General features: G+C 73.9%; 19 protein-coding genes and 1 pseudogene. 7 read left to right on the top strand and 13 right to left on the bottom strand.

The genetic code is table 11. The features are described from left to right. Positions 1-20: 20 nt before the first annotated feature. Positions 21-1,009, bottom strand: a pseudogene (locus ACSU6M_RS07120) (lytic polysaccharide monooxygenase). Positions 1,010-1,152: 143 nt separating this feature from the next. Here ACSU6M_RS07120 and ACSU6M_RS07115 point away from each other — a divergent pair. Then, on the top strand, positions 1,153-1,602 hold the full coding sequence (locus ACSU6M_RS07115; RefSeq protein ID WP_437067981.1) for a GNAT family N-acetyltransferase: 450 nt from the start codon (positions 1,153-1,155) through the stop codon (positions 1,600-1,602). Positions 1,603-1,609: 7 nt separating this feature from the next. Here the strand turns inward: ACSU6M_RS07115 and ACSU6M_RS07110 are convergent, their stop codons facing one another. After that, positions 1,610-1,747, bottom strand: coding sequence for a hypothetical protein (locus tag ACSU6M_RS07110; RefSeq protein WP_437067980.1), 138 nt, complete (start codon positions 1,745-1,747; stop codon positions 1,610-1,612). A gap of 142 nt (positions 1,748-1,889) precedes the next feature. Between ACSU6M_RS07110 and ACSU6M_RS07105 the strand changes: the two genes are divergently transcribed. Then, positions 1,890-2,504: a class I SAM-dependent methyltransferase gene (locus tag ACSU6M_RS07105; protein ID WP_437067978.1), complete on the top strand. Its 615-nt coding sequence runs from the start codon at positions 1,890-1,892 to the stop codon at positions 2,502-2,504. Between the two features lie 85 nt (positions 2,505-2,589). Here ACSU6M_RS07105 and ACSU6M_RS07100 read toward each other — a convergent pair whose 3' ends face one another. Next, on the bottom strand, positions 2,590-3,093 hold the full coding sequence (locus ACSU6M_RS07100; RefSeq protein WP_437067977.1) for a DUF402 domain-containing protein: 504 nt from the start codon (positions 3,091-3,093) through the stop codon (positions 2,590-2,592). After that, positions 3,074-4,003 (bottom strand): N-acetyltransferase family protein, encoded by a 930-nt coding sequence (locus tag ACSU6M_RS07095; protein WP_437067975.1) that lies wholly within the window; start codon positions 4,001-4,003, stop codon positions 3,074-3,076. Before ACSU6M_RS07095 ends, ACSU6M_RS07100 begins: the two co-directional genes overlap by 20 nt. Positions 4,004-4,075: 72 nt before the next feature. On the opposite strand from ACSU6M_RS07095, the gene ACSU6M_RS07090 reads away from it, so the two are divergent. Then, positions 4,076-4,447 (top strand): GntR family transcriptional regulator, encoded by a 372-nt coding sequence (locus ACSU6M_RS07090; protein WP_437067974.1) that lies wholly within the window; start codon positions 4,076-4,078, stop codon positions 4,445-4,447. Between the two features lie 65 nt (positions 4,448-4,512). On the opposite strand, the gene ACSU6M_RS07085 is transcribed toward ACSU6M_RS07090, so the two are convergent. The 4 genes from ACSU6M_RS07085 to ACSU6M_RS07070 form a co-directional block, all read right to left on the bottom strand. Then, on the bottom strand, positions 4,513-5,265 hold the full coding sequence (locus ACSU6M_RS07085; protein ID WP_437067972.1) for a DUF72 domain-containing protein: 753 nt from the start codon (positions 5,263-5,265) through the stop codon (positions 4,513-4,515). A 16-nt stretch (positions 5,266-5,281) separates the two neighbouring features. Beyond that, complete coding sequence (locus tag ACSU6M_RS07080; protein ID WP_437067971.1) at positions 5,282-6,376, bottom strand: DUF5925 domain-containing protein; 1,095 nt, start codon at positions 6,374-6,376, stop codon at positions 5,282-5,284. 110 nt (positions 6,377-6,486) lie between these two features. Beyond that, on the bottom strand, positions 6,487-6,945 hold the full coding sequence (locus tag ACSU6M_RS07075; RefSeq protein ID WP_437067969.1) for a hypothetical protein: 459 nt from the start codon (positions 6,943-6,945) through the stop codon (positions 6,487-6,489). A 170-nt stretch (positions 6,946-7,115) separates the two neighbouring features. After that, on the bottom strand, positions 7,116-8,324 hold the full coding sequence (locus tag ACSU6M_RS07070; protein WP_437067968.1) for a S8 family peptidase: 1,209 nt from the start codon (positions 8,322-8,324) through the stop codon (positions 7,116-7,118). 280 nt (positions 8,325-8,604) lie between these two features. On the opposite strand from ACSU6M_RS07070, the gene ACSU6M_RS07065 reads away from it, so the two are divergent. Beyond that, positions 8,605-9,408, top strand: a complete 804-nt coding sequence (locus ACSU6M_RS07065) for an SGNH/GDSL hydrolase family protein (protein WP_437067967.1) — start codon at positions 8,605-8,607, stop codon at positions 9,406-9,408. 91 nt (positions 9,409-9,499) lie between these two features. Here the strand turns inward: ACSU6M_RS07065 and ACSU6M_RS07060 are convergent, their stop codons facing one another. The 4 genes from ACSU6M_RS07060 to ACSU6M_RS07045 all read right to left on the bottom strand — a co-directional run bounded on the left by ACSU6M_RS07060 (position 9,500) and on the right by ACSU6M_RS07045 (position 15,690). Next, entirely contained in the window at positions 9,500-11,095 is a 1,596-nt protein-coding gene (locus tag ACSU6M_RS07060; RefSeq protein ID WP_437067966.1) for a protein kinase domain-containing protein, read from the bottom strand. Between the two features lie 75 nt (positions 11,096-11,170). Beyond that, positions 11,171-12,805 carry a nickel transporter gene (locus ACSU6M_RS07055; RefSeq protein WP_437067964.1) on the bottom strand — a complete coding sequence of 545 codons (1,635 nt, stop codon included), beginning with the start codon at positions 12,803-12,805 and terminating at the stop codon, positions 11,171-11,173. Then, a complete protein-coding gene (locus tag ACSU6M_RS07050) occupies positions 12,802-14,031 on the bottom strand; it encodes a tetratricopeptide repeat protein (RefSeq protein ID WP_437067963.1) in 1,230 nt (409 codons plus the stop codon). Before ACSU6M_RS07050 ends, ACSU6M_RS07055 begins: the two co-directional genes overlap by 4 nt. Before the next feature lie 126 nt (positions 14,032-14,157). Next, entirely contained in the window at positions 14,158-15,690 is a 1,533-nt protein-coding gene (locus ACSU6M_RS07045) for a DUF4331 domain-containing protein (RefSeq protein WP_437067961.1), read from the bottom strand. A 219-nt stretch (positions 15,691-15,909) separates the two neighbouring features. Here ACSU6M_RS07045 and ACSU6M_RS07040 point away from each other — a divergent pair, with 219 nt between their 5' ends. The 3 genes from ACSU6M_RS07040 to ACSU6M_RS07030 all read left to right on the top strand — a co-directional run bounded on the left by ACSU6M_RS07040 (position 15,910) and on the right by ACSU6M_RS07030 (position 17,662). Next, positions 15,910-16,452, top strand: coding sequence for a sigma-70 family RNA polymerase sigma factor (locus tag ACSU6M_RS07040; RefSeq protein ID WP_437067959.1), 543 nt, complete (start codon positions 15,910-15,912; stop codon positions 16,450-16,452). Then, a complete protein-coding gene (locus tag ACSU6M_RS07035) occupies positions 16,449-17,267 on the top strand; it encodes an anti-sigma factor (RefSeq protein WP_437067958.1) in 819 nt (272 codons plus the stop codon). The genes ACSU6M_RS07040 and ACSU6M_RS07035 overlap by 4 nt, the downstream gene beginning before the upstream one ends. A 128-nt stretch (positions 17,268-17,395) precedes the next feature. Further along, positions 17,396-17,662 carry a hypothetical protein gene (locus tag ACSU6M_RS07030; protein WP_437067956.1) on the top strand — a complete coding sequence of 89 codons (267 nt, stop codon included), beginning with the start codon at positions 17,396-17,398 and terminating at the stop codon, positions 17,660-17,662. Positions 17,663-17,746: 84 nt separating this feature from the next. Here ACSU6M_RS07030 and ACSU6M_RS07025 read toward each other — a convergent pair whose 3' ends face one another. After that, positions 17,747-18,973, bottom strand: a complete 1,227-nt coding sequence (locus ACSU6M_RS07025) for a CaiB/BaiF CoA transferase family protein (protein WP_437067955.1) — start codon at positions 18,971-18,973, stop codon at positions 17,747-17,749. Positions 18,974-18,981 lie beyond the last annotated feature (8 nt).

The following is an 18,981-nucleotide window of genomic DNA, read 5'->3' as shown; positions in this document are numbered from 1 at the left end:
AGGTCCCGGAGTCCTCCCGGTCAGCGGCCGTGCCGACCGCCGCCCGCGGTGCGCCGGCGAGCCGTGGCGAACAGCACCGCCGAGCCCAGTGCCAGGGTGGCCGCGCCTCCCATCGCGACGTACGCCGTCCGTGCCCCGCCGCCGGTCTCGGCGAGGTTCTGTCCGGCGGCGGCCGCCTTGGGGCGGTTGGCCGAGGAGTCGTCCCGCGCGGCGACCGGCTCGGCCGAGGTGTGCGCGTCGTCGTCACCATGGCCGTGGTTCTCCACGGTCGACTTCTCGCGCCGGCCTCGATCTGCTCCTCGGAAGGCGCGGAGGCGCTCGGCGCGGGTTCCGCGGGGGCGCTCGGCGCGGGTTTGGCCGGCGCCCGGTCGCCGCCGAAGTCGACGTCCGAGCAGGAGTAGAACGCCTCCGGGCTGTCCGAGCGCTGCCACACCGCGTACAGGACATGGCGGCCCGAGCGCTCCGGGAGCGTGCCGGAGAACGTGTAGAAGCCGTTCGACGCCGCCGGATCGGTCGCCGTCGCCACCGGATGCTCCAGGTCCAGGTCATCCCAGGCCAGCGGCTTCGCCGGGTCGTAACCGGCTTTCGTCAGATACACCGTGAAGGTGCCTCGGTGCGGGGCCGTCACCCGGTACTTGAAGGTGTACGACCCGTCGCTCACGCTCGTGGCCGGCCAGTCGGCGCGGGCCAGGTCGAGACCCTTGAACTGCTCGGCGTTCGCGCTGCACAGCCTGCCGTCGGGGATCAGCTCCCGGTGGCGGCCGGCCGCGTCGCCGATGCGGATGCCGTTCCAGTCGTAGAGCGCCTGCGTGCCGCCCGCGGCCACGGCCGCCTCGCACGCGGCCGATTCCGGGCTCTCCGGTCCCTCCGCGTAGCACTGGACGACCCGGCTGACCGGGTCCCCCATGGAACCGTGCGCGGCCGCGGGCGCGGCGGACAGCGCGGTCAGGGCGAACGGGGCCAGACCGAGGGCCGTGACGGTGGCGGCGGCCTTCAGGCGTGCGGGCATCGGCGGTCTCCTCAACAGGGGGCGGCAAGCGGAAGCTGACCCCAGGAAACCGTGAAAACGCCTGCGTACGGCCGCTGACGGAGATCCTTATGGTGCCGTTAAGGGCGTGCTCAGACTGCGATCAGGTCGGTAGCGTTCCGGCCATGACGCACGACGAGATCCGGCCCGCCGCGGCCGCCGACGCACCGGCCGTGAAGGCCGTCACCGACGCCGCCTACCACCCCTACATCGAGCGCATCGGAGTGGTGCCGCAGCCCATGGAGGCCGACCACGCGGCGGACGTGGCCGCGGGGCGGGTGTTCGTCACGGGGGAGCCGGTCGTCGGGCTCGTCGTGCTGGACGTCTGCGAGGACCATCTGTTCCTCGACAGCATCGCCGTCCACCCCGACGCCCATGGACGGGGCGTGGGGGGACGGCTGCTGCGGTTCGTCGACGCACGCGCGCGTGCGCTGGGCCTGCCCGAGGTCAGGCTCTACACCAACGCGATGATGTGGGAGAACCAGAAGATCTATCCCAGGTACGGATACGAGGTCGTGGAGCGGCGCGTGGACGGGCCCTACGACCGCATCCACTACCGCAAGCGTCTGGACTGACCGGGTCTCACGGCGCCTCCGGCCACCACACGCGTGCGATGTCTTTTCGTATCTCCGGTCGCCCACCGGGCCGTTCCTCGGCCTCCTCGCGGATCCGACGGGCGTCCGTCTTCTTCAGGGGCTTCTGCACGGTCTCACGGCGCATGGCTGCCTCCTTGAGCGATCTACCGGGTTCCCGCGTTCTCACGGAGGTAGACGCTTTTGGCGAGAGTTCCCCATCGTGACCGCTTCTGTCAGTGGTGCCCGTCACCATCCGCATTGTCAGTGGCGGCTGTCAGGCTGGGGTCATGAGCGATGTCGGTGACCGCGCGAGCGCGGCGCGTGTGGACTGGGACGCCGAGGCGGCCTCTTTCGACGACGAACCCGACCACGGCCTGCGCGACCCCGAGGTGCGCCGGGCCTGGGCCGGACGGCTGCGCGACTGGCTGCCGCCCGGCCCCTGCGACCTGCTCGACCTCGGCTGCGGCACCGGCAGCCTGTCGCTGCTCGCCGCCGAGCAGGGACATCGGGTGACCGGTGTCGACGCCTCCCCGGCCATGGTCGAGCGGGCCCGCGCCAAACTCGCCGGACGTGACGCGCTGTTCCTGCACGGTGACGCGGCAGCACCCCCGGTCGGACAGCGGCTCTACGACGTGCTGCTCGTCCGGCACGTCCTGTGGGCCCTGCCCGACCCCGGCCGCGCCCTGCGCCACTGGCGGGGGCTGCTGCGGCCGGGCGGCCGGATGGTGCTGGTGGAGGGCGTCTGGGGCACCCTCGCACCGGTCGGCATCCCCGCCGGCCGGCTCACCGCCCTCCTCGCCCCGCTCGCCGCGCGGGTCCGCGTGGAGCGGCTGTCGCAGGACGCGGTGCTGTGGGGGAAGGCGGTGACGGACGAGCGGTACGCGGTGGTGGCGGTGGTGTGACCGACCCTGGCCGTACGTGGCTCAGGCCGGCCAGCGACCGTGGCCGTACGCGCCTCAGGCGGCCAGCGACTCGGCCGTACGTGCCTCAGGCCAGCAGCGACTCCAGCCCGCCCTCGGCGGTGGCGGACACCTCCAGCGCGTCGAGCGCGGCCACCGCCGCGGCCGCCGCCTCCGGGTCCCGTTCGGCCAGGCCGCTCTCGGCGAACTCGTCCTCGTCCAGACGGCGGACATCGCTGCCGTCGGCCGACCGCCACAGGTCCAGGTCGAGGTCCTCCACGACCAGTTCGCCGCCGGAGAGCACGGCCGGGCGCGTGATGTCGCAGTACCAGCCCTTCAGGGCCCCGCGCGCATCGCGGACCTCCTTCACCGAGTACCAGCGGTCCCGCCAGTAGTACTCGGTGAAGACGTCGCCGGGCTCGAAGCGCACGAAGCCGAAGTCCCGTACGCCCTCGCCCGCCCAGGGGGCGCGCACGGCGATCCGGGTGCCGTCGTCCGCCAGCAGCGCGGCCCGGTACCGGATCTTCGTCCGGCCCGCCTTGACGAGGACCACGTCCACCTCGGGGGCCGCCTCAGCCCAGTTCGCGGACATACCGCACCTCCGTCGCGCACACGTCGTATCCGAACCACTTGTTGATCGCCAGCATCGGCCCGTTGCCGGTGTCGTTGCCCGTGAACGCCTCCGAGTACCCGGCGGCGCGCGCCCGGTGCAGGGAGTGGTTCTTGGCGAGTTTGGCCAGGCCGCGGCCGCGGTGGGCGCGGGCCGTGCCGGTCATGGCGCTGCCGTAGCGGCCGGCGCCGTCGGTGCGGGCCGCGGAGAAGGCGGCGGGGCGGCCGTCGGCGACCGCGACGACCGTCAGCTCCAGGTCGTTCAGCGGATGCCGCCAGATCTCCTCCAGCCACGCCTCGTAGTCCGCCAACTCGGCGCCCACGTCGCCCGGTTCGTCCTCGGTGGCCTCCGCGTCCAGCGCGAACAGCGGGCGCGGGTCGTCCGCGAAGTCGGCGCCCGTGCGCAGCTCGACGCCGGGCGGCGGGTCCTGGAGCGGCGGCAGGGTGCCGTGCGCCAGGTCCAGGCGCAGGAAGTGCGCGGAGCGGCCGGCGCGGTAGCCGTGCCGCTCGGCGAAGGCCCGGTTGCCGGGCTCGTCCAGGACCCAGGTGTACGACCGGGTCGCGCCCACGCCGGCCAGGTACTCCTCGGCCGTGCGGACCAGCAGGGTGCCGGCGCCGCGTCCGGTGCGGTCCGGGTGGACGTACACATGGGCGTAGCCCTGGCCCGGTTCCGGGGCGTCGTAGGCGAGGCCGACCTCGGCCGTGCCGATGATCTCGCCGTCCTGCTCCGCGACGAGGGCCCGGTAGTGGGCGTCGGGGTGGGAGCGGGTCAGGTCGTGGGCGAGGGAGTCCGCGGTGATCAGATAGAACGGGAGGGCGCTGTGCCGGACGGCGGTGAAGCCGTCGAGGTCTGCCGGGGCGTCGGGGCGGATCTCGCGCACGATGACTGTCATGGGGCCGCACGTTACGGGCGCGGGGTGTCCTCGTGCCGCTCATTTTCGCGGGGGCTGCGGGACAATCGGGCTGTGAGCTTGCAGATCCACCTCGACGACAGTGGCGTACCGCCGTACGAGCAGGTGCGGGCGCAGATCTCCGAGCAGGCGCGGTCCGGGGCGCTGCCGGTGGGGTACCGGCTGCCGACGGTACGGGGGCTGGCGGAGTCGCTGGGGCTGGCGGTGAACACGGTCGCCAAGGCGTACCGGGTGCTGGAGGGGGACGGCGTCGTGGAGACGCGGGGGCGCAACGGCACGTATGTCGCCGCCGCGGGCTCGGCCGTGGAGCGGGAGCTGGCGTCCCAGGGGCGGGCCTATGCGGAGCTGGCCCGCCGGCTGGGGGCGTCGCCCGAGGAGGCGCTGGCCGCGGCGCGGGACGCGGTACGCGCCGTCTACGGGCGCTGAGCGGGGTCCGGCACCGCCGGTCGCCGTCGTGGCGGGAAGGGCCGACCGCGACCGACGGAAGGCGGTCACGGGGTGCGGGTCGGCGTCAGGCCCAGGGATTCCGCCGCGCTGGCGAAGACCTTCGCGTCCTTCACCGCCGCCGCGTTCGGGTCGTTGTTGAAGTACGCGTACACGTCCTGCGCGGGCGTCCAGGTGGCCGCGATGCGCTCGGCCCAGGTCGTGAGGGACTGGCGGCCGTAGCGGGGCCAGTCCTTCGCGCGGCCCTGGTGGAAGCGGACGTAGCCCCAGTCCGTCGTACGCCACAGGGGGGCGACGGGGCGGGCGCGGACGTCGGCCCAGCACAGGGCGGCGCCTCGGGACTCCAGGACGGCGCGGACCTCGGGTGTCCACCAGGAGTCGTGGCGCGGTTCGACGGCGACGCGGGTCGAGGACGGGAAGCGGGCCAGGCAGGCGTCCAGGAGGCCGGGGTCGGCCTTGAGGGTGGGCGGGAGCTGGAGGAGGACCGGGCCGAGCCGGGGCCCGAGCCCCTCGGCGTGGGTCATCAGGCGCTCCACCGGCTCCGCGGGGTCCTTCAGGCGCTTGATGTGGGTGAGGTAGCGGCTGGCCTTCACCGCGACGACGAAGTCCGGGGCGACCCGGTCGCGCCACGCCTCGAAGTTCTCGCGGGACGGCAGACGGTAGAAGGCGTTGTTGAGCTCGACGGTGGCGAAGTGGGCGGTGTACTCCTCCAGCCACAGCCGCAGGGGCAGGCCGGCCGGGTACAGGACGCCGCGCCAGTCCTTGTACTGCCAGCCCGAGGTGCCGACGTACAGGGTCATACCCCCATCAAAGCACTCAGAGGTACAGTCCCGCGTCCGCATCGCCCCGTGGCTCCGGCAGCGAGGTCGGCGAGGTGCCCCGGCGCAGGGCGTAGAGCTCGGCCAGGGTCGCCCCGTCGCGGGCCACGCCCTCCTCGGTGCCGAGCCAGCCCACGGCCTCCTCGCGGGTCAGCTTCCCCACCTCGATGCGGGCGAGGCAGCGGCCGGGCCGGACGACGGCGGGGTGCAGGCGCTCCAGGTCCTCGTTGGTGGTGACGCCGACCAGGACGTTGCGCCCCTGGCCGAGCAGACCGTCGGTGAGATTGAGCAGCCGGGACAGGGCCTGGCCCGCCGTGTGCTTGGCCTCGCCGCGGATCAGCTCGTCGCAGTCCTCCAGGAGCAGCAGCCGCCAGCGGCCCTTGCCGGTGGAGTCGTCCTCGCCGATCGCGATGTCCATGAGGTAGCCGACGTCGGAGAACAGCCGCTCGGGGTCGAGGACGCAGTCCACCTGGCACCAGTCCCGCCAGGACCGGGCCAGCGTGCGCAGCGCGGAGGTCTTGCCGGTGCCGGGCGGGCCGTGCAGCAGCAGGAGGCGGCCCGCGATGTCCTCCGGGGTCGTCTTCATCAGGCGGTCCATCGCATCCGCCACCGGGGCCGTGTAGTTGGGGCGGACCTCCTCCCAGGTGCCCGCGGAGATCTGCCGGGTGGTGCGGTGCGGGCCGCGGCGGGGGGAGACGTACCAGAACCCCATCGTCACGTTCTCCGGCTGGGGTTCGGGCTCGTCGGCCGCGCCGTCGGTGGCCCGGTCCAGGATCTCGGCGGCGAGTTCGGCGCTGGTCGCGGTGACCGTGACATCGGCGCCGCGGTTCCAGCGGGAGACCAGCAGTGTCCAGCCGTCGCCCTCGGCGAGGGTGGCGCTGCGGTCGTCGTCGCGGGCCACGCGCAGCACCCGGGCGCCCGCGGGCAGCAGGGTCGCGCCCGCGCGCACGCGGTCGATGTTGGCCGCGTGCGAGTACGGCTGCTCGCCCGTCGCGAAACGGCCGAGGAACAGCGCGTCGACGACGTCGGACGGGGAGTCGGAGTCGTCGACGTTGAGCCGGATCGGCAGGGCGTCCTGCGGGTGAGCTGACATGCCGCCATGATCCGCCACAAGTGCCCGGTGTGCACCCGGTTTCCCCTTCGGGTCGCGCCCCGCCGCTGCCGCCGACGGAGCGACTCGGGCGGAACGCGGGCCCGGCGGCGTCATACGTCCCGTCCGCGCGCCCCGTGCTCCCGCAGACGCCGCAGGGGCACCGTCAGCAGCAGCAGGAGACTGATCGCGGCGACGGTCACGATCCCGCCGCGTACCGACCACTGACGCAGTGCCAGCAGGCCCTGGACCACCAGCAGGTCGAGGACGATCGCACCGCCGAGCGCGGCGATCACCCGGCCCAGCGGATCGGTCCCGGGCAGGACGACGGCGATGGCCGTGGCCGGTGCGGCGAGAAGGAAGAACAGGGCGAGCGGGCCGCGCAGCGGCGAACCGGGGTCGCCCAGTGCGAGCAGCGCTCCGGCCCCGGCGGCGGCCGTGGCGGCACCCGCGAGCAGCGCGACCAGGTCCCTCCCCGGCCCGGTCCCCGCCCGCTCGGCGTCGTCCGCCGCCGCGGTCCGGCAGCCTGCCTCACGCCGGTTTTCCTCCGAGTGCTCATGAATGATCCGCATGGCGACGTTTCCCCCCGAAGCGCCGGATGCCGGGCTTCAATGTCGCGCAGCCCGCCACGGGCGTCAAGACGGCGAGAACGTGCCGAGCGGACCTCCCCGGAGCAAACGCGTGTTCCCCGGAGGGAGTGGGGCCCCCGGGGAACACGCAGGTCACCGTGGCTTGCTCAGGGTCACGGGACGATCTTCAGCAGCCGGTTGGGCGAGCCGGTGCCGGCGCTGGTCACCTTTCCGGTGGTGGATCCGTTCACCAGCGCCGAGGCGACCTGGGCCGGGGTGGCCGAGGTGTGCCCGGCGAGGTAGACGGCCGCCGCGCCCGCGACGTGCGGGGTGGCCATCGAGGTGCCGGAGATGGTGTTGGTGGCGGTGTCGGAGGTGTGCCAGCCCGCCGTGATGGAGGAGCCGGGGGCGAACAGGTCCAGCGCGGAGCCGTAGTTGGAGTAGCTCGCGCGGGCGTCCGTGCTGGTGGTGGCGCCGACCGTGATGGCCTCACCGACTCTGGCCGGGGAGTAGGAGGAGGCGTTGGCGTTGCTGTTGCCGGCCGCGACCGCGTAGGTGACGCCGCTGGCTATGGAGTTGCGTACGGCCGTGTCGATCGCGGTGGACGCGCCGCCGCCCAGCGACATGTTGGCCACGGAGGGGCCGCTGTGGTTGCGGGTCACCCAGTCGATGCCGGCGACGACTCCCGCGGTGGTGCCCGAGCCGCTGTTGTTCAGCACCCGTACGGCGACGATTCTCGCCTTCTTGGCGACGCCGTACGTGGAGCCCGCGATCGTGGTGGCCACATGGGTGCCGTGGCCGTTGCCGTCGGCGGCGGTGGTGTCGCCGTCGACGGCGTCGTAGCCGTAGGAGGCCCGCCCGCTGAGCTGGGAGTGGGTGATGCGTACGCCGGTGTCGATGACGTACGCCGTGACGCCGGTGCCCGCGCTGTCGGGGTAGGTGTAGGTGCCGGACAGCGGCAGCGAGGTCTGGTCGACGCGGTCCAGGCCCCAGGGGGCGTTCGACTGCGTGGTGTCGGCGACCTTCACGACCTGGTCCTGCTCCACCGAGGCCACGGACGGGTCGGCGGCCAGCCGCCGGGCCTCGGTGGCGGAGAGGGTGGCGGCGTAGCCGTTGAGGGCGGCGCCGAACGTCCGCTTGATCGTGCCGCCGTAACGCTTGATCAGGTCCTTGCCGTCGGCCGAGGACGCCTTGAGGCCCGCACCCTTCTTCAGGGTGACGATGTAGCTGTCCTTGACGGCCGTGGGGGAGCCGGCCGCCAGCACGCGGCCCTCGGCGGGGGCGGCCTGGGCCGGGAGGGCGGTCAGTCCGCCGACGAGGGCGGCGGTCGCCACCCCGGTGATCGCGGCGAGCCGGACCTTGTTGCTCCGCAGTTGTGCCATGACGAGGGAGTCCTCCTCTGGGCGGCGCGCGCCCGGGTGGGGAGCGCGCCTGTGGGGGATGCGCGGTTGTTCGCGCGGATCCAGCCTGGGTGAACCACCCGGTCGGATCAAGGGAGTTGATGATCAGTCAACAAAGATGACATGCCCACGTAATCGAACGGGAGGTGAACGGGATGCGGTGCTACTGAAAAGGCATCACATTTCTTGGCATGGACACTTCCCGTCAACACGCGTAGTTGCTACGACAGTCACAGCAGAGATCCTGCTAAAGGGAGGTTCCATGAGACGTTCCCGACTTGTCGTCTTCGTCAGCTCGGTCCTCCTGGCCGCCGGCAGCGCCCTCACCGGGTCCGCCGCGGCACAGGCCGCCGAGACCGCCGCCGTCTCCTACGTGGCGCTCGGCGACTCCTACTCCTCCGGCGTCGGCGCGGGCAGCTACATCAGCTCCAGCGGCGACTGCAAGCGCAGCACGAGGGCCTACCCCTACCTGTGGGCCGCCGCCAACTCCCCGTCCTCTTTCAGCTTCACGGCCTGCTCGGGCGCCCGCACCGACGACGTCCTCGCCGGCCAGCTCGGCCCGCTCAACTCCTCCACCGGCCTGGTCTCCATCAGCGTCGGCGGCAACGACGCCGGTTTCGCCGACGTCATGACGACCTGTGTGCTCCAGTCCGACAGCGCCTGCATCGACCGCATCAACACCGCCAAGGCGTACGTCGACACGACGCTCCCCGGCAAACTCGACAACGTCTACAACGCGATCAGCACCCGTGCCCCCTCTGCACGGGTCGTCGTCCTCGGCTACCCCCGCTTCTACAAGCTCGGCACCAGCTGCCTCGGCCTGTCCGAGACCAAGCGCGCCGCCATCAACGGCGCCTCCGACCATCTGAACAGCGCCATCGCCCGGCGCGCCGCCGCCCACGGGTTCGTCTTCGGCGACGTGCGCCCCACCTTCACCGGCCATGAGATCTGCTCCGGCAGCTCCTGGCTGCACAGCGTCAACTGGTTCAACATCGGCGAGTCCTACCACCCGACCGCCCCCGGCCAGTCGGGCGGCTATCTGCCGGTCCTGAACAGCAACGACTGACCGGACGCGGCACGTCACACGCGAGCGGCCGGCGTCACCCGCAGGGTGTCAGCAGTGAGGGACCGCCCTCGCTCGTAAGGGTGGACCGTCATCACTCGGAAGGCGTCGCGGAAGGGGAGGCCCCGCCCGTCGGGGTCTCCTCCCGCGCACACGTCACCGAGAACGCCACCGTCTCGGACCGCATCCGCACCGGCTCCCGCACCTGCACGCCCAACTCGCCGCGGTACGTCCCCTCCCGCGCCTCGGTCGTCACGATCACCGTGTCCTGACCGGACCGCGGGCCGCCCTCCGGCAGCGACAGCGTCTGCCAGCCGCCGTCCATGACCTCGCCGTCCGCCGTCACCCAGCGGTACTCCACCCGCGCCGGCAGCCGCCCCACCGTGAACGTCGCCGTGAACGAGGGCGCCTGCGCCCGTTCCGGCGGACAGGTGCCCGTGTAGTCCGTCCGCACTCCCGCGACGGTCGCGTGCACCGACTGCGGCGACGGGGTGCCCGACGGGCTCGCACTGCTCCGGCTCGGCGTGGGCGACGGCTCCTCCTCGGTCGGGGTCGGCTCACCCGTCCCGCTCGGCGTCGGCGAGACCTCCGACGCCGTACGGCTCGGCGCGCCGCCGCCCCCGGCGGTCCCGTCGCCGTCCTCCCGGTTCAGCAGGGCGTACGTCAGCCCCGCGAGCGCCAGCGCCAGCAGCAGCAGGCCCGCGACGAGCACCACGGCGGCACGCCGGCCGCTCCGGGGCGGTTCCTCGGCCGGGGTCGCCGCCGTACCGGCCGCGACCGGGTGCACCGGCGTCGGCGTCTCCTCCCGCGGGGGCACCGGCGGTGCGTACGGGGCCGCGCGCACGGTGTCCGCGCGCGGACTGCCTCCCGCGCCCACGATCCGCAGCTCCCGCTCCGCCTGCTCCGCCGGCAGCCGCTGCGCCGGATCCTTGCGCAGCAGCCCCTCGATGACCGGTCCCAGGGCACCGGCCCGGCGCGGCGGCGGCAGCTCGTCGTCCACGATCGCCCGCAGCGTGCCGATCGGCGTGTCCTGGCGGAACGGGGAGACGCCCTCGACCGACGCGTACAGCAGCACGCCCAGCGACCACAGGTCCGACGCCGGCCCCGGAGTGCGGCCCAGCGCCCGCTCCGGCGCCAGGAACTCCGGCGAGCCGACGACCTCCCCGGTCATGGTCAGCGCCGAACTGCCCTCGACCATGGCGATCCCGAAGTCGGTCAGCACCACCCGCCCGTCGTTCGCCAGCAGCACATTGCCCGGCTTCACATCCCGGTGCAGCACCCCCGCCTCGTGCGCGGCCCGCAGCGCGGACAGCACCTCCGCACCGATCGCCGCCGCCCGCCGCGGCTCCAACGGGCCCTCGGCGTCCAGGAGTTCGGCGAGCGTGATGCCCCGGACCAGCTCCATCACGATCCACGGGCGGCCCTCGTCGCTCGCCACGTCGTACACCGTCACCACATTGCGGTGCGCCACCCGGGCCGCCGCCCACGCCTCCCGCTCCAGCCGGGCGTACAGCCGCTGCACATCGGCGGCGGGCAGACCGGCGGGCGCGCGCACCTCCTTGACGGCGACCTCGCGCCGCAGCACCTCGTCACGGGCCCGCCACACCGTACCCATCCCGCCCTCGCCGAGCGGGGACAGCAGCCGGTAGCGGCCCGCGAGCACACGCTCACCGCCGGGTGACGTCGACACGGGCACCCCCTATCGCAGTCGCGGGAGCCATGTCCCGTCCGATCAGGTCCCGTCTGATTTCTCCCCAAAAGTAGCTCAGCCGAATGCCGATGCCGCCCCCTTGAGCAGCATTCCGGCACCGAGCAGCACGACGGCCCCGGCGGACGCCAGGGGGAGCGTGCCGCGGGCCGCCCTCGCCCACGGGTGCGCCGCCCACCGCGGCCGTCGCTCGAACGCGCTCACGGCCCGCCCGCCGAGCCGCACGACCGCGAACCCCGCCGCGGTGAGCGTCAGCGCCAGCCCCGCCCCGTAGGCGACGACCAGCAGCAGCCCGAACCACGCGTGCCCCAGCGCCGCCGCGCCGACCAGCACGACCACCGCGGAGGGGCTGGGCACGAGCCCGCCGGCGAAACCCAGGAGGAGGGTGCCGCGGAGGGTGGGGGCGGTGGGGTGAGAGTGGCTGACGCCGTGGTGCAGATGAGTGTGCGTGTGGTGGTCAGCGTGCGCGCGGTGGTGAGCGGGCCCATGGTGGTGAGCGGGCCCGTGGTGGTGATCGTGCGCGTGGTGGTGAGCCTGCCCGTCGTGGTGAGCCTGCCCGCCGTGGTGAGCGGGCTCTTGGTGGTGCGTGTGCTCGTGCGGGTGTGCCCCCGCCAGGACGGGGACGCGCTCCGGAACCTCCTGGGGAATCCGCCGGTGCACCCGCGCTCGCCACGCCCGTCGTACGAGGCTCAGGCCCGCCCCCGCCACCAGCGCCCCGCTCGCCAGGCCCAGCCAGCCGATGACCGACGGCGTGGCGGCGGAGCCGGCGGTGACGAGGAGGCCGAGGGCGACCACACCGAGGGTGTGGGTGACGGTGACCGACGCGGCGAGCGGCAGCACGTCGCGCATGCGGGCCCGGCCGCCGTGGGCCGCCGCGGTGGCCGCCATCAGCGTCTTGCCGTGGCCGGGCGCGAGCGCGTGCAGGGCGCCCAGGCCCACGGCCGCGCAGAGGGCGAGCGCGGCGAAGCCGAGGGTGAGGCCGCGGCGGGCGACCAGCGCCTCAAGGGCCTGGGTGAAGCGGTCGGCGCCACGCGGCAGTACCGCGGCGCCGGGAGCCTCCCGCCGGTCCTCCGCCAGGGCCGGGCCGCCCGGCCGCACCGACAGGGACGCGGTCGCGGTGCCGGCCGGCGAGGACAGCGACTCCTCGGGGTAGGCGGTCAGTTCGCCCGAGACCGATGTGCGCGGCACGTCCGACGCGGTGAGCGTCATACGGTCGCCCCGCGCGGTCACCTCCCGCCACCCCGGCCCGGCCGACGCGCCCGCCGCCCGGAACCCGACGGCCACGCTCTCGCCCCGCGGCAGCGGTGCCCTGAGCCCGCACTCCACCCGCAGGGTGTCGAGCCCCGCCTGACCGGGCAGCACGCGCGCCCGGCTCGACGTGACCGTGACGGCGACCCGGCGCCCGTCCACCGCCACCTCGCTGTCCCGCGCCGCCGCCCCGCAGCGCTCCCGGGCCCACCCGGCCAGACCCGACCGCTCGATCCGGGGCCGGGCCTGTGTCGCCGGGATCTCGGCGAGGTCCTCGACATGCCTGACGCGCAGCTCGCCGGGGGCGGCGACCAGACCGTCGTAGCGGTTGACGGTGAAGTTGCCGAGGGGATGCGCGTGCGTGCCGGCGACCGGCCCGAGGACGAGGGCGCAGGCCGCGGTGAGGACGGCGGCGGAACCGGCGAGCAGGCGACGGGCGGTCACGCGGCGGCCTCCAGCGTCTCCAGCGCCGCACGGGCCGTCCGGGCACCGAGCAGCGAGAAGCCGGGGTTGAGCTCCACAGCCGCCGCCAGCCACGCGCGGGCCTCGGCCCGGTGGCCGGTGGCCAGCTCGATCATCCCCCGGTGGAAGAGCAGGGCCGCGCTGCGGTACCCGGTGGCCGTGGCCCGGCGCGCGTACGGCAGGGCCTCGGCGTCACGGCCGTTGACGTGCAGCGCCCAGGCGAGAGCGTCCGCTGTGTGCACGGTACGGCGGCGGGACCACTCGGCGCGGGCGGCCCGCAGCGCGGCGGCCCGGTCGCCGTGGTCGGCCCCGGCGAGGGCGATGTCCAGGTCGGCACCCACCCCGCCCGCGCGGGCGAGCCCGGCCCAGGCGTCCACCAGGGCGTACTGCTCACGCGCCCTCGCCCTGTCGCCCCGCGCCTCGTGCAGCTCGCCCAGCGCCACCAGCGGCCCGGGCAGCGGCGCCCGCGCGACAAGCGCCTCCAGCTCCCTGACCGCGGCCGCCCGGTCGCCGCTCGCCGCCTTCGCCCGGGCCCGCCCCTCCAGCGCCGGCACATAATCGCCGTCGGCGGCCAGCGCCCGCCCGAAGTGCCGCAGCGCGAGCCCGTACTGCCCCTGCTCCCAGGCCAGTCGGCCGAGCTGGGTGGCGACGTACGCGACGTCACCGCGGGTGGCCGCCCCGGCGAGCGCCTGCTCCAGCACCCGCCGAGCGGTCCGCACATCACCCCGCAGCTCGCGCACATACGCGAACCGCGTGAACACCGGTACGCCCGGCCGCCGTTCGTCGGCCACCTCGGCGGCCCGCGCGGCCTCGTCGTACCGCCCGAGCTCGACGAGCGCGTCGATACGGGTGCACAGCGCCCGCTCGTTGTAGGGATTGCCCTTCAGCGCCCGCTCCGCATCGGCGAGCGCCGACCCGAAGTCGTGCCGGGCGGCGGCGAGCGCGGCCCGTCCGGCGATCGCCTGATCGTTGCCGGGAGCCAGGGCCAAGGACCGCTTCAGCGCCCGCTCCGCCTTCGGATAGTGCGCCGGGTCACCGTCGGTCCTGGCCTGCTCGACATGAGCCATGGCGACCGCCGCCCAGCGAGCGGGGTCCTCCCGCCGAGCCGGGCCGCCGGTGTCGCCCAGAGCGACGGACCCGGCGGTGAGGGCGACGGCCAGCAGGACGGCACAGAGTACGAGCCGGAGGGTGTGCGTACGCAGGGACAAGGCCCCTCTCCTCTGTCATCTGGGGGATGTGCGGTTCCCTGGGGGCGCGGGGCCGTACCGAGAGGCGGCTCCGTCGCGCGGGCGCGACCAGCCGCAGCCGGCCCACGACCCCATGCGAAACGGCGCTCAGTACGCCCGCCCCCGCATCCGCCGCCACCACAGCAACCCGCCACCGACCAGCAGCACTCCGACCGCCCCGGCACCGGCGGACGCGGCGATCAGCGTCCTGTCGTCCGCCGCGTCCACTCCCGCGGGCCGGAGCGCGTCCCCGAGCTGACTGCGCACATCCGCCCCGCCCGCGACTCCCTTGGCCAGCGGCCCGCGCGAACCCTCCGTGGGCAGCGCCACATACGGGAACGCCTTCTCGAACGCCTTGTCGTTCTTGTCGACCGCGTCCCCCAAGTCGCTCTTGGCGCCCAGCAGTTCGCCCTCCACGACCTGGAGCGACGCGTCGATCACGTCATCGGTCAGCCGCCGCCCGTTGGGGAAGCCGGCCTTGTCGCCGTCGAGCACCCCGAGCCGCTTGGGGCGGGGCGTCGGCGGAACCGACGTGTTGAGGCGCAGCATCTCCGCGGGACGCACGTGCGGCGGCTGGTTGAGGTCCTTGACGCCCTTGAGGAAGACGTCGACGAGGTCGGCCCGCGGCTCGGCTGGCGCCTTGATCCTGTAGATCGCCTCGATGAGCTTCGGCAGCTCGGGGTGGGTGACGTTCTTCAGGAACTGCCCGTCGTTCCAGGGCGCGCTCGCGTTGAACGTGTCCTTGTCGCCGACCGGGTTGACGACCTCGTTGACGAGCGGGCTGCCGAGCCGCGAGACCTGGACGAAGTGCCCTTGCGCGTTCTTGCGCTGGGTCGTCGACCAGATGCCCACGACCGGCTGGTGCGCGGACTGCCGGATCATGTGGTGCGGCACCTGGAGGGCGACGGAGTTGACGTTGTAGCCCTTGAGCGTGTCGTTGCCGACCTCGGAGAGGTTCCCTCCGTACAGCAGGTCGAAGACCCGCAGGTCCAGGAAGAAGGGGTCGTCCGCCTGGCCCGCGAACACCGTGGAACCGCCCGCCAGCTTGTGCACGGCCTGCGCGCGCAGCCCGGCGTAGTCCGGCATGGACGCCTTGCCGACGTTGGACGGGGCGACCGGCACATCGTCGGCGATCTTCGTACGGGACACCAGGTGCTGCTTCTTCAGGCGCAGCAGCTCCAGGTCGTAGGTCTGGGTGATGTTGAGGTCCGGGTCCTTGAGGCTGTCGACCGGGCCGGTGTTGTAGAGGAAGGTGCGCTTGTTCTTGACGTGGGTGGCGAAGGTGAAGCGGTAGAGCAGATCGCCCTGCGCGTCGCCGTCGTTGTCGATGTGGAGGTCGTACTGGGCGTCCTCGGCGAACGGGAAGAAGTGGGGGCCACCGGCGGGTTCCTCGAACGGCACCCAGTTGGCGATGATGGTCGTCGTGTCCGGCCTGTCCGGGCTGACGAACGCGTACACGTCCGTGTTGTCGTACTGCGGCTGTCCCGAGATCAGCGGGGCCTCCCGGTGGCTGGAGGCGGCCGCCGCCCCCGGCTCCAGCGCGGTCGCGCCGGCGGCTGCGAGCCCCCCGGCGGCCAGCGCCCCACTGATGAGGGCCGCGACCGACCTGCGCCGCGACCCGCTGCTGGAGAGTGATGTCATGCCGTCCGTCCTCCGTGCCGACTGGGCTGATGTCCGGGGATTCGGAGCGTGGGGCGGACCGGATTGGCCGGAGCGGAAAAAATCTTCGGCAGCCGTCTTCTCCCTCCCCGACCCGCGTTTTCGGCGTCCCGATCCGTAACTCCCTGCGGAGGTGCGCGCGTGGGGATGCCTGGTGTGACGGGACGGGGCCGGTGCGGCCGGCGGGAGGGGGTGCGGGGGATGGCGGCGGACGAACTGCTGCTGCGCGTCGCGAGAGGCGACCAGCGGGCGTTCGAGGAGCTGTACGGGCTGGTCGCCGGGCCGGTGTTCGGGCTGGTGCGGCGGGTGGTGCGGGATCCCGCCCAGTCCGAGGAGGTGGCCCAGGAGGTGCTGCTGGAACTGTGGCGCTCGGCCGCCCGGTTCGACCCCGGCCGCGGCAGCGCCCTCGCCTGGGTGCTCACCCTCGCCCACCGCCGTGCCGTCGACCGGGTGCGCAGCGCCCGCGCGGCCGGTGAACGCGAGCAGCGCGAGGCCCTGCGGTCGGGCGGGCCCGCCTTCGACCAGGTCGCCGAGGAGGTGGAGGCCGGTCTGGAGCGCGAGTGGGTGCGCCGCTGTCTGGACCGGCTGACGGCACTGCAGCGCCAGTCCGTCACCCTCGCCTACTACGACGGCTACACCTACCGCGAGGTGGCCGAGCGGCTGAAGCTGCCGCTGGGCACGGTCAAGACCCGGATGCGTGACGGTCTGACCCGGCTGCGGGACTGCCTGGGAGGTGCGGCATGAGCCTGTTCGGCCGTCTGTCGCGCCGCGGGGACCCGCACTCCCTGGCCGCTCCCTACGCCCTGGACGCCCTCGACGCGGACGAGCGCCGCCGGTTCGAGAGGCATCTGGCGCGCTGCGGCCGCTGCCCGGCCGAGGTGCGGGCCCTGACCGAGGACGCCGTGCGGCTCGCCTGGTCGGCCGCCGTGCCGCCGCCCGCGGCCCTGCGCGACCGGGTCCTGGCCGCCGTACGGACCACACCGCAGGAAGCCGGCGCACGAGCCCTTCAGGAGCGGACCCGGCGGCTGCCCGCTCACGTGTGGGGGACCCAGCCGCCGCCGACGCGCACCCGTGCGCCCCGGCCGCGCCCCCTGCTGGTGCCGTTCGCCACCGTCACGGCGGCCGCGGCGCTCGTCGTCGCCGCGCTGTTCGCCGTCCAGGCCGACCGCACCCAGGGCCGGCTCGACGCGGAGCGCGACCGGGCACGTGAGATCGCCCACGTTCTCGCCGCGCCCGACGTGCGCACGGCCACCGCACGGGACGCCGGCGGCCGCAGTATCGGAGTGATCGCCTCCGTATCGGCGGGGCGCGCGGTGGTGACGCTCGGCGGGTACGGCGAGCCGCCGGGCGACCGCGTGCACCAGCTGTGGCTCATGCGCCCCGATGCGCGGCCCCGCTCCCTGGGCCTGTTCGAGGGCGACACGCCCTTGGTCGCGACCGGTCTTGAGAGGTCCTCGACCTCACTCGCTGTAACCGTCGAACCCGACGGAGGATCACCACAGCCTACTGGTCAGCCGGTTGTCCAACTCGCCCTGGAATCGGTTGGATTCGGAGAGTGACCGCCGAGGCATCGTCAACGCCCTTACGGGGAAGGTGAATCCTGGGACCGTGATACACGAGTGCCCCGACGGGGCGATAGGGTTACCCTGCCCGTGGGCCGGGTGGACTCGTACGGGTGGGGAGTGACATGGAACAGATAACTGTGCGCAGGGCGAGGGTCCCTGCGATCACCTGCGGGAGCAGCGCGACCAGCTCGCGGCTCGACCGCCATCTCGCGGTGCTGGCGGGTCCCGCCGTTCCGCAGCAGAAGACGGCCGAGGCGACCTCGCTGATGCGTGAGCTGACCGCGCGTGACACCACCGCGCGTCACAGCGGCCGGGGTGCGCGCGTGCGCCGCGTCTCGCTGTTCGCACCGCTGCGCCGCCTGCGCCGCTCGCTGTTCGGCGGCCACTAGACGGCCTCGGGCCACCGGGCACCTGGGCCGCCAGGTCCGCCCGCCGTCACCGGCGTCCCCCGGGGCCGCTCCCCGGGGTCGCGGTCAGGCCGCCACACCGTCCCGGCGCAGCGCTGCGATCTCCTCGTCCGTCATCCCCACGGCCCGCAGCACCGCCCCGGTGTGCTGCCCGAGCGCGGGCACGTCCCCCATCCGCGCCTCGCCCCCACCCGGCAGCGTGACCGGCGGCAGCAACGCCCGCAGCGGGCCCACCGGCGAACCCACCTCACGCCACCGCCCCCGCGCCGCCAGCTGCGGATGCTCCGCCACCTCCGCCACGTCCCTCAGCCGTGCGCAGGCGATCCCCGCCGCCTCCAGCCGCTCCAGCGCCGAGTCGGCGGTCAGCGCCCCCAGCGCCTTCGCCACATGGGCGTCGGTGCGCTCCCGGTTCACCACCCGTGCCGCGTTGGTGGCGAAGTCCGGGTCCGTGCCCAACTCGGGCCGCCCGATGATCTGTTCGGCCAGCCGCCGCCACTCCCGGTCGTTCTGCACCGACAGCAGCACCCGCCCGCCGTCGGCCGTGGCGTAGGCGTCGTACGGGGCGATGACGGCGTGCCCGAGGCCGGTGCGCGCCGGGGGAGTGCCGCCGTGCATCGCGTGGTGCAGCGGATGGCCCATCCACTCCGCGAGCGCGTCCAGCATCGACACCTCCACCGGCCCGCCCCGCCCGGTCGTGCCGCGCCGCACCAGCGCGGCCAGCACTCCCGAGAAGGCGTACATCGCCGCCGCGATGTCGGCCGCCGGGATGCCCGCCTTCACCGGCTGCTCCGGCGTCCCGGTCACCGACACCAGCCCCGCCTCGCACTGCACCAGCATGTCGTAGGCCCGCTTGCCGGCGTACGGCCCCGTCGCCCCGTAGCCCGAGATGTCCACGGCGACCAGCCGCGGGTGCGCCGCGCACAGGGTGGCCGCGTCCAGGCCGAGCCGGGCCGCCGCGCCCTGGGCGAGGTTCTGCACGAACACGTCCGCGTCCGCGATCAGCCGCCGTACGACGGCCAGGCCCCGCGGGTCCTTCAGGTCCAGCGCGACCGACTCCTTGCCCCGGTTGCACCACACGAAGTGCGAGGCCAGGCCACGTGCGGCGGTGTCGTAGCCGCGGGCGAAGTCACCGCCGTCGACCCGCTCCACCTTGATCACCCGCGCGCCGAGGTCGGCGAGCTGACGGGTGGCGAACGGGGCCGCGACGGCCTGTTCGACGGCGACGACGGTGATGCCCTCCAGGGGCAGGGGCTGCTGGTCCTTGGGATCCACGGGGTCCATGGGGTGGATCATCACCTCCG

The organism is Streptomyces sp. enrichment culture (assembly GCF_964272895.1).
GTDB lineage: Bacteria > Actinomycetota > Actinomycetes > Streptomycetales > Streptomycetaceae > Streptomyces.
This window is presented reverse-complemented; position numbering and strand designations above follow the sequence as displayed.